The following is a 9,302-nucleotide window of genomic DNA, read 5'->3' on the forward strand; positions in this document are numbered from 1 at the left end:
CTTGACGGGCTTCTCTCCCCGCGAATGCCATCATTACTTCCAGCATTGTGGCTACAGATAATGGTGAACCGCTCTAGTCCTTCAGACGAAAAACAGGGAGGCACTTTCTCGTTGAATAGTCCAAAGTCGACCAAACCTCTGAAAGCCTCATCAGCATCAAGATCACGGCCTGTTGTTTGTCTTCTGTTCATGGAACGGTTCCTAAGTTCGGTCTTCCGCTTCGATGGCTGATAACGATTGGCCATCTCGTGTGGTCTGTCATGACCACCGCTTCATAACCTTTGCCTTGCTTGATTTTACTAACATCCGTGCCTCCTTTTTACCACGCGAAAACTGCCGTCACTGAAACGTTTCTTCCCGTTAGTACTGCTCTGCTGTCCCAAATCCTAGACCAAGGCTGCATGCGTTCGCTTTATCACCCCTACGGGGCGTCACTGTCGAAAGTGCTGACGGCAGGTCTAATGTATGAAATTCTGCGGGGACAGTGCTGCCGCAAATACCCTCAGGGGGTCTGTGCGGCGAGCTTGTGGCGTGCTTCCTGGACCATGGCCACCAGCACCTTTCTCGCCTCCTGACTGCTGCGGACCTCGTGGGGAAAGGCCAGCCGCAGCCCGCGCAGCCGTTCGCCGCTGCGCACCCGCAGCCGAAATCCCAAACGGTCGATGCCGATCATCTCGGCTGAGTCGGCTTCGATATCGCGGTAGGCCCGGCAGTACAGCCGCAGGGCATCGGCGTGATCTGCGTTCATATGCTCGATAATCCCGGCCGCCACCTCGGCCAAGGGATCCCACTCGGCCTTGGTGTAATCCGCAGCGGCGACCCAGCCCATAGCGCCAAAGCCGCCGACATAGTACACGTCGCTCACGTCCATGCGGTAGAAGCCGAAATCGTCAAAATCGACCCAGGCGCGCGCGTTTTCATAGCGCGCCAGATAGCCCGCTCTGGCCGTTTCCAGGTCCGTCTCGGGCAAGGCTGTGACCTCGCCCATCAGCGTTGCCCGTGCGCCGGCCAGCGGATCGCCGGTCCAGCCGGGTTGGCTGACCAGCAGGCTGGCGCGCGGGTCGGTCTTGAGGTTTTGGGTGTGCATCGCCATCACGCTGATCAAAAACACCGGCCGTCCGTGGTCATCGAGGGCATACGGCATGACCGACCCAAACGGCCAGCCGGGATGTTTGCGGGACATGCTGGATAAGGTGCCCGTCCGGCCCAGGTGCAGCAGGGTCCGCACCTGCTCGGCAAAGGACGGTTCGGGAACGCTCGGGGCTGACGAGTCCGTTCGGGCGTGTTGGCTGCCCACGGTGGGTGATGATCTCTTCCCAGGGTCGTCATCACCTCCCTTGCTGATCGGTTCTGGCTTGGACGCTTGCGGCATGGGGCTCTCCTACTGAAAATGCGGATCGCAACAGGCGGTCTCAGGGACGTTTCGCCTCCAGGTATTGCCGCACCCACTCCAGCGCGGCCCCACGGCTGGCCAGCCGTCCCTCCAACTGGGCGTCCTCGACCGCAGTCAGAATGTCTGCGAAGCGCGGTCCGGGGCGCAGGCCAAGCCCGATGAGGTCCCGGCCGGTCAGCAGGCGCGGCGGAGCGATGCGGGCCGGCCCCAGGGTTTCTTGCTGCTGACGACAGAACGCGTAGGGACGCAGGTCGCCGCTCGAGGCCAGGGCATCAATGCGGACCAGCTCCAGCAACTCTTCGATGCCCTCTTCACGCAGCAAGCGCTTGAGCTTGGCCGGGCGCATGGCCGGGGCGCTGAGCGCGCGCAGATGGTTCTTGACCAGATAGGCCACCCGCTGCCACACCGCACGCGAACGTTTCAGCCGCTGACAGATGGCAACGGCCCGCTCGGCTCCCTGTTCGCAGTGGCCATAAAAGGTGATGCGTTGGCCCTTTTGGCTTTGACACTGTGGCTTGGCCACGTCGTGCAGCAGCGCGCCCAGGGCCAAGGTTTCACTCGGCCGGTCCTCTGCTCCCCGCTTGTCCAGCTCGGCCAGCAGCAGCAGGGTATGGATGAACACATCCCCTTCGGGGTGAAAGTCCGGCGATTGCTCAACCCCGCGCAGCGCTTCGATTTCGGGCAGGACGACGGCCAGCAGGCCGGACTCGGACAAGAGCTGAAAACCACGCCGGGCGCCGCCCTGGGTGAGAATCTTGACCACCTCATCGCCGATACGTTCCCAGGCGATTGTGGCGATTGTCGGCGCGAGTTGTCGGATGGCGGCGAAGGTCTCGGGGTCAATGGAAAATCCCAGCCGGGCGGCGAACCGCACTGCGCGGAGCAGGCGCAGGCGATCCTCGCTGAAACGGGCGAACGGATCGCCAATCGCCCGGATCACCCGCTCGGCCATATCGTGTTGGCCGCCCACATAATCAATCACCTGCTCCGTGGCGGTGTCATAGAACATTCCGTTGATGGTGAAATCGCGTCGCAGCGCGTCGTCCCGCGCGTCCAAGGGTGACGATGCTGTTTGCCGGGTCTTCTCGTCGTCGCCCTTGCTGAAACGGACACTGGTCGGGTGGCGGCCGTCGACATAGCGGCCGTCGGCGCGAAAGGTCGCCACCTCACACACATGCTCTCCGCTCGCTATCAGCACAACCCCGAACTGCACCCCGATCGGGACGGCGTGTGGAAAAAGGCTCAGGACCTGCTCGGCCTGGGCGCTGGTTGCCACATCAAAGTCCTTGGCCTCCAAGCCCAGCAGCCGGTCGCGCACACAGCCCCCGGCCAGGTAGGCGCTGAAACCCTGGGCGCGCAGGGTGTCGATAATCGTTCGGGCGTGGCGTTCTCGTGGGCTCACTCCGGTATGGTGACACGGGCCACAAGCGGGATCAAGGCGGACGCTGATAGCCTTATCGAATCAGGAAGAGATCAGCGTCCGCCTTGCCAACACGGGCCGGCTTGTGAGGCGCGTCGCGGCTGGTTAGAGTTGGCAGAAGGCTGGTCGAGCCATTGAGGCGGAGGCGAGGCCGTCGGCCAGGTGCACGGAGACCCAGAGGAGCGTGAGGCGGTGAAAATAACGGCACAGCAGGTATGCGCCGCAACAGGCGGGACGCTGACCTCCGGGCGGGCGGATACGCTGTTCCGTTCGGTTACGATCGATTCCCGGACGGCCAGCCGGGGCGCCTTATTCGTTCCCCTGCCCGGCACCAGGACCGACGGCCATGCCTATCTCGGGGCGGCCGTCCAAGGCGGAGCCGCAGGTTTCCTGTATGCCCACCACGCCGCCTCCGTACTCAGGGGAATCGAGGCTGACGCCTTAGCGGCAGGAGCGGTGGGCATCGGCGTATCCGATCCGCTGACCGCCCTCCAGGAGCTGGCAGCCTGGCATCGCACCCGACTGCCCGCCAGAGTCGTCGGTATCGCCGGTAGCAACGGCAAGACGACGACGAAAGAGTTGCTGGCCCAGGTGTGCGCCGCCCACAAACCAAGCCTGGCCACCCTGGGCAATCTGAACAACCAGATCGGCCTGCCGCTGACCCTGCTGCGCGCCGACGGCGCGGAAGACATCCTGATCCTGGAGATGGGCACCAGCGGTCCCGGCGAGCTGAGCCTGCTCGGCCGGCTGGCCCGCCCGCACATCGGGGTCATCACCTCGGTTGCCGAAGAGCACACCGAGATGCTGACCGATCTGTCCGGTGTGATCGCGGCCGAAACCGAGCTGATCGCCACCCTGCCCGCCGACGGGCTGGCCATCATTCACGGCGATGACGCCGCCCTGGTGGAGGCCGTCGCCCGCCAGGCCAGGTGCCGGATTGTGACCTTCGGCGAAAAGGACACCAACACCTTTCGGGCGGCCGACATCCGGGTCTCGCGTGGGGGAACGCGCTTTGTGTTGCAGGCGCCGGTTGGGACTCGCCCGGTCCGCCTGGGGCTGCTGGGCAGTCACTTTGCCCTCGCCGCCCTGGTGGCGATTGCCGTGGCCACCGAGTGTGGCATTGGTCTGGATGCGGCCTGCCACGCCCTGCAAACGGCTCACGGTGCCCCACGCAGAATGGCGGTTATTGCCGTGCCCGAGCGTGAGCTGACGATTCTTGACGACTCGTACAACGCCAACCCGGCCTCCGTGCGGCAGGCACTGCTGACCGCCGCTCAGGTGCGGACTGCGGGCGAACGGCTGCTTGTCGTGCTGGGCGACATGCTGGAGTTGGGCACGCTCAGCCCCGTCCGCCACAAGGAAATGGGCGAGGTGGTAGCCCGCCTCGATCCCCAGCCGGAGCTGCTGATCACGGTCGGACACGAAGCCTGGGCTCTCGCCGCCCAAGCCCAGGCCAGAGGGATGTCGGTCCGGACCTTTGGGACAGCGGTCGAGGCCGCGGATTTCATGCGGGACAAGGTTGAGGACTACGCCGGCCCGCAGCTTGTGCTGATCAAAGGCTCACGTGGCGTGCAGCTTGAGATCGTGACCCGGGCGCTGGGCGTCAACGAGGGGTAAGACGTTGACGATGACGGCCAACTGCGCGTAGAGTTCGGCTATGATCTCCGTACACGAAGCAGTCAGCCAGATCCTTGAAACCGTCAGCCCGCTGGCCGGGGAGCGGGTCAGCCTGTTTGAGGCGAGCGGTCGGGTATTGGCCGAAGCCATCCCCTCTGATCGTGAGGTGCCGCCTTTCGATAATTCGGCGATGGACGGCTATGCCGTGCGCTGGCAGGATATCCGCCAGGCCGAGGCCGACACGCCCGCCGAGCTGTCCGTTCTTGAGGTCATTCAAGCCGGCGCCGTGCCGGACCAGACCGTCACACCCGGCATGGCCAGCAAGATCATGACCGGTGCCGTGCTGCCGCCCGGCGCAGACACGGTGATCCGGGTCGAGGATACGCACGAGATCGACGGTCGGGTCCTGATTCAGAAGTCAAACGAGTTGGGCGCAAATGTCCGGGCCAGGGGGGAGGACATCCGACCGGGTCAGCTGATTTTAGAAAAAGGGCGGGTGTTGCGCCCGGCGGATATTGGACTGCTGGCCTCGGTCGGGCGGAGTTTCGTGCTCGTGCGCCAGCGTCCCCGGGTCGCCATCCTCAGCACTGGCAACGAGCTGGTCGAGGTCGATGGCACGCTCCGGCCGGGCCAGATTGTCAATTCAAACGCCTATACCCTGGCCGCAGCGGTGCAGGACGCCGGTGGGCTACCGGTGCCGCTTGAGATTGCCCGCGACTCGCTGGACGAGACCCGCAGCGCGTTGCAGGAAGCCGTTCGACACGATGTCGTGCTGTCTACCGGCGGCGTATCGGTCGGCGATTTTGATTTTGTCAAAGCCGCCATGGACGAGCTGGGCATGCAGCGTCTGTTCTGGCAGGTGGCCCAGCGACCGGGCAAGCCGCTGACCTTCGGGCTGCTCAAGGACCGGCTGTACTTTGGTCTGCCGGGCAATCCGGTTTCGGCCTTGGTGTGTTTTTATCTCTATGTGCGCCCCAGCCTGCGACGCATGCTGGGCCACACCAGGCTGTTCCCGCCCGTTGTGTCGGCCACCGTGAGCGAGGACATCCCCATTGCCAGGAACCTGACCGAGTTTGTCCGCTGCCAACTCAGCCGGCATGACGGGCAGTACGCGGTCCGCTCAACCGGCACCCAAAGTTCCGGCGTGCTGAGTTCGCTGTCGCTCGGACACGGGCTGATCATCGGGCCGCGCGAACAGACGCGGCTCACCAAGGGCACGGAAGTCAGGGTCATCGTGCTGGATGGCGATGCGTTTGCCAGCGAAGAGGCGCCGTTCTGAGCGGACGGTCTCCGCTCAGACTGTTGCGCGCCATCGCACGGCGCTGAGTCGGGTCGGACTGTCGCGTCCGATCCGACTCAGCCTCGAAAACGGGCTCATCCACGCCCAGACCTCGGTCTTTGACTACGGCTGCGGCCGTGGTGACGACCTGCGCGCGCTGTCCAGCCGGGGTATTCGATGTCGGGGTTGGGACCCGGTCTATGCGCCTGACACCGAACGCCGCCGGGCGGATGTGGTCAACCTGGGCTACGTCGTCAATGTGATAGAAGACCCCGAGGAACGGGCGGCCGCTCTGCAAAACGCCTGGGCGCTGACCCGGCAGGTGTTGGTGGTGGCGGCCCGTCTCAGCCTGGAGGCTCAGCCTGCGGGTCAGCGGCCGTACCGAGACGGTTTTCTGACCCAGCTCGGAACCTTCCAAAAATACTACGATCAGCAGGAGTTACGAGCCTGGATCGATGGTGTCCTGGGCGTTGCCAGCCTTGCGGCGGCACCGGGCATCTTTTATGTCTTCCGCGACGCGGATGCCCGACAGTCCTTTGTCGCGGCGCGCTACCGACGCCAGACCTCCGCCCCACGCCAGCGCCAGAGCGATCTCCTGTTTGAGCGCCATCGGGATCTTTTTGCGCCGCTGATCGCTTTTCTCAGCCGGCGCGGTCGCCTGCCCGATGAGACTGAGCTTGCCGAGGCGCCCGCTGTGTGTCGGGAAATCGGCAGTCTCAAGCGCGCCTACGGCATTATCCGGCGTGTCACCGGCGAGGAGGGCTGGCGCCGCATTCGGGAAGAACGTGCCCAGGACTTACTCATCTATCTGGCCCTGGGTCGCTTTGACGGTCGTCCCCGCTTTTCTCAGCTGCCGCCTGACCTCCAGCTCGATGTCAAGGCGTTTTTCTCGACCTACACCCGGGCGTGTAAAGAAGCCGACAGCCTGCTCTTTTCCGCCGGGGACAGGGCTGCGCTAGACACCGCCTGCCGGGCTGCGCTTGGCAAATTGATCCCCAGCGCGCTGTACGTCCATGTTTCGGCCCTGCCCCAGTTGCCGGCCATCCTCCGTGTCTACGAAGGCTGTGCCCGGGCTTATATTGGCGCGGTTGAAGACGCCAACATCATTAAGCTTCACCGAGACTCGCCACAGGTTTCCTACCTGTCCTACCCGCAGTTTGAGCGTGACCCGCATCCGGCGCTGGCCGCCTCGCTGCTCGTTCCGCTCCAGACGTTTCGGATTCAGCACCGGGATTACACCGGCTCGAACAACCCGCCCATCCTGCACCGCAAAGAAGCCTTTCTCTCCAGCGCTCATCCGCTGTATCCGAAATTCTCCCGCCTCACCCGCCAGGAGGAGAAGTGGGGGCTGTACGATAAAGCGGTGCGCATCGGCACCCGGCGCGGCTGGGAACAGATACTCGCCGAGCGGGGTGTCAGGCTGTCCGGGCATCGGCTCGTCCGTCGGCACGAACCGGACGGCGCCTCTTGACGGCGACCCCTGTCTCCGCCCAACGACCCGGTCGGAAAAAGAAAAGAGCCGGGCGAATAGGCCCGGCTGTGCTTGGTCGTGTTATAGCTCGGGTGCCGGATATGTCTCCGACCCCCGAGGAGAAATGGCAGTCTGGCTGCTTACTCTTCCTGCACGCTCAGGGCGCCCGATGGGCATTTGGCAACAACGGCCCGGACCTCGTCCTCTGAGGCCGCGCTCGTATCAATGACGAATTTTCCGTCTTCGACCTTGAAGACCTGCGGCAGACTCTTGACGCAATTTGCCGAATGCGTACAGACGTTCTCATCCCAGTTGACTTTCATACCCTGCCCTCCTCTCGGGTGTCGATTGCTGCACGATAGCGCCTTTGCCGTACCGGCGGCAAGGCTGCGGCTTGGGGGGATGAGGTGAATGGACAACGTGAAGCATTGACACATATCACGTGCGCACATAGTATGTGTGACGTGAATGTTACTCTATCCATTGACAATCGAGTTGTGGCTGCGGCTCGGCGTGTTGCAGCCACTCGCGGCACCAGCTTGAACCAGCTTATTCGTGACTACCTGGAACAATTGACCCGCGTCAACGATGTAGAGGCAGCTCTCGATCAACTCGATGCACTGTGGGCGGAAAACGCGTACCGTTCATCAGGCCCGTGGACCCGGGAGCAATTGCATGAGCGGTCGTGAGTTTATCGACACCAACGTACTGGTGTACGCTGACGATGCCCGCGACCGGCGTAAACAGGCCCGCGCCCGCGAACTGATTCGCCGTTTGATGCGGGAACGCCGCGGAGTCCTGTCCTTACAAATTTTGCAGGAGTTCTTTGCCGCGACGACACGAAAGCTCGGCATGAGCAGCAAGGAGGCAAAACAGCGCGTGAGTCTGTACTCCCGATTTGACGTCGTCACGCTGACCCCCACCGATCTCCTGGCCGCCATTGACCTCCACCGCATGCATCACCTGTCAATCTGGGACAGCCTCGTCATCCGTGCCGCCTTGAATGGAGCATGTACGGTTTTACACACCGAGGACATGCAGGCGGGTTACATGATTGAAGACGTGCTGCTCACCGATCCGTTCGCAGCGGATTCTCAAACACGATAACAGCCCCGAAGGAGACTTCATGGGCAGGTTCAGTCTGCGACTTCCGGAGTCATTACACCGCGGGCAGACCCCGTTGCGGTTGATCGCATTCTGGCCCGGGTGTCGGATGCGCCGCCGCTATCGGGAGATGAATTGGCGCCTACGGCGGCAGATGGGCAGCCGAAACAAGGGTTGCCCAGGGCAAAAGCTAGTCAGGCTCGCAGGTCGGCTTAGCGGAGCGTAAACCGACACATCCTAGACGCCGTACTGAATTAAGCCAGCACCGCTTACTTCGTTTGGTGTTCCTGACAGCCGCGCCCCTTTTTACCGTGCTGAAGTTTCCACCCATCCCCTGTTGAGGGAATTCCCACCCATCCTTTGGGGCATTTACCGAAAAGATCGGGTATAGTACACGTTCTTATATGGAGATCAGGTATGAGACTTGAACTTCGGGAGGAAAGATGCCTTTCGTTTCAACGCGCCAAGCGACGATATTGACCGGACTCTCTACGGCTAGGCTCCGCGAGTGGACGAGCCGACGAGCCCTAATTCCTGCTGACGTGCCGCCGAGGGCTAAAGGCTCTCCAGCGCAGTATAGCTGGCAGACGATCCTATTGTTGCGCCTCGCCGTCGCGCTTCGTCAAAGGTTTCATCTTGAGTTGCAGGCGCACTGTGAGATGTTCAGAAGCTTACGCTGCGCCCTGCAAGAAAAGTCATTCTTGGCGCTCTGGGGTAAACTGCTTGCCTTATACGGGGAAGAACGCTGGAGTCTACTCGACACAGAAGATCTACCAGAACTTGACGACGATGCCCTTTTGATCCGGCTTGACCCACATCTCGAAGTTCTAGCCGCTAGATTCGCGACGCCGCATCCGTTCCGTAGGCTGGGTCAACTGGAGCTTTTCCCGCCTCGGCCGGTTTCCAGTAGACGAGCGCAGCTGCCGACTGCTCGCGACTCTAGAGCGTTTCACGTTAGGCTGTAGCCCCGCCGTTCCGCTCTCGTCAGGCTGGACGTGATCCGGCATTCCCTGCTTCG

The 9,302-nt window shown here is 62.7% G+C and carries 8 protein-coding genes; 4 read left to right on the top strand and 4 right to left on the bottom strand.

Annotated elements, in window-relative coordinates:
• From J4F42_18345 to J4F42_18355, 3 genes are all read right to left on the bottom strand, one after another.
• Window positions 1-191, bottom strand: a 191-nt coding sequence (locus J4F42_18345; protein MCE2487479.1) for a hypothetical protein, incomplete at its 3' end; no start/stop codon positions are given.
• A 311-nt stretch (window positions 192-502) separates the two neighbouring features.
• Window positions 503-1,372, bottom strand: coding sequence for a HugZ family protein (locus tag J4F42_18350; GenBank protein MCE2487480.1), 870 nt, complete (start codon window positions 1,370-1,372; stop codon window positions 503-505).
• A 40-nt stretch (window positions 1,373-1,412) separates the two neighbouring features.
• Entirely contained in the window at window positions 1,413-2,795 is a 1,383-nt protein-coding gene (locus J4F42_18355; GenBank protein ID MCE2487481.1) for a CCA tRNA nucleotidyltransferase, read from the bottom strand.
• Window positions 2,796-3,005: 210 nt separating this feature from the next.
• On the opposite strand from J4F42_18355, the gene J4F42_18360 reads away from it, so the two are divergent.
• From J4F42_18360 to J4F42_18370, 3 genes are read left to right on the top strand one after another with little or no spacing between them, the layout of a single operon-like run.
• Window positions 3,006-4,430 (top strand): UDP-N-acetylmuramoyl-tripeptide--D-alanyl-D-alanine ligase, encoded by a 1,425-nt coding sequence (locus J4F42_18360; protein MCE2487482.1) that lies wholly within the window; start codon window positions 3,006-3,008, stop codon window positions 4,428-4,430.
• Window positions 4,431-4,470: 40 nt separating this feature from the next.
• Entirely contained in the window at window positions 4,471-5,709 is a 1,239-nt protein-coding gene (locus J4F42_18365; GenBank protein ID MCE2487483.1) for a molybdopterin molybdotransferase MoeA, read from the top strand.
• A complete protein-coding gene (locus J4F42_18370) occupies window positions 5,684-7,180 on the top strand; it encodes a DNA phosphorothioation-associated putative methyltransferase (protein ID MCE2487484.1) in 1,497 nt (498 codons plus the stop codon). Before J4F42_18365 ends, J4F42_18370 begins: the two co-directional genes overlap by 26 nt.
• 140 nt (window positions 7,181-7,320) lie before the next feature.
• Here J4F42_18370 and J4F42_18375 read toward each other — a convergent pair whose 3' ends face one another.
• A complete protein-coding gene (locus tag J4F42_18375) occupies window positions 7,321-7,503 on the bottom strand; it encodes a (4Fe-4S)-binding protein (GenBank protein MCE2487485.1) in 183 nt (60 codons plus the stop codon).
• 352 nt (window positions 7,504-7,855) lie between these two features.
• Here J4F42_18375 and J4F42_18380 point away from each other — a divergent pair, with 352 nt between their 5' ends.
• Window positions 7,856-8,287 carry a PIN domain-containing protein gene (locus J4F42_18380; GenBank protein ID MCE2487486.1) on the top strand — a complete coding sequence of 144 codons (432 nt, stop codon included), beginning with the start codon at window positions 7,856-7,858 and terminating at the stop codon, window positions 8,285-8,287.
• Window positions 8,288-9,302 lie beyond the last annotated feature (1,015 nt).

The sequence above is a fragment of the Desulfurellaceae bacterium genome, from assembly GCA_021296095.1.
In the GTDB taxonomy this organism is placed as follows: domain Bacteria; phylum Desulfobacterota; class Binatia; order Bin18; family Bin18; genus JAAXHF01.

Coding starts and splice junctions, on each gene's coding strand:
- J4F42_18350 (MCE2487480.1), bottom strand. CDS start 1,372: ATGCCGCAAGCGTCCAAGCCAGAACCGATCAGCAAGGGAGGTGATGAC.
- J4F42_18365 (MCE2487483.1), top strand. CDS start 4,471: ATGATCTCCGTACACGAAGCAGTCAGCCAGATCCTTGAAACCGTCAGC.
- J4F42_18375 (MCE2487485.1), bottom strand. CDS start 7,503: ATGAAAGTCAACTGGGATGAGAACGTCTGTACGCATTCGGCAAATTGC.
- J4F42_18380 (MCE2487486.1), top strand. CDS start 7,856: ATGAGCGGTCGTGAGTTTATCGACACCAACGTACTGGTGTACGCTGAC.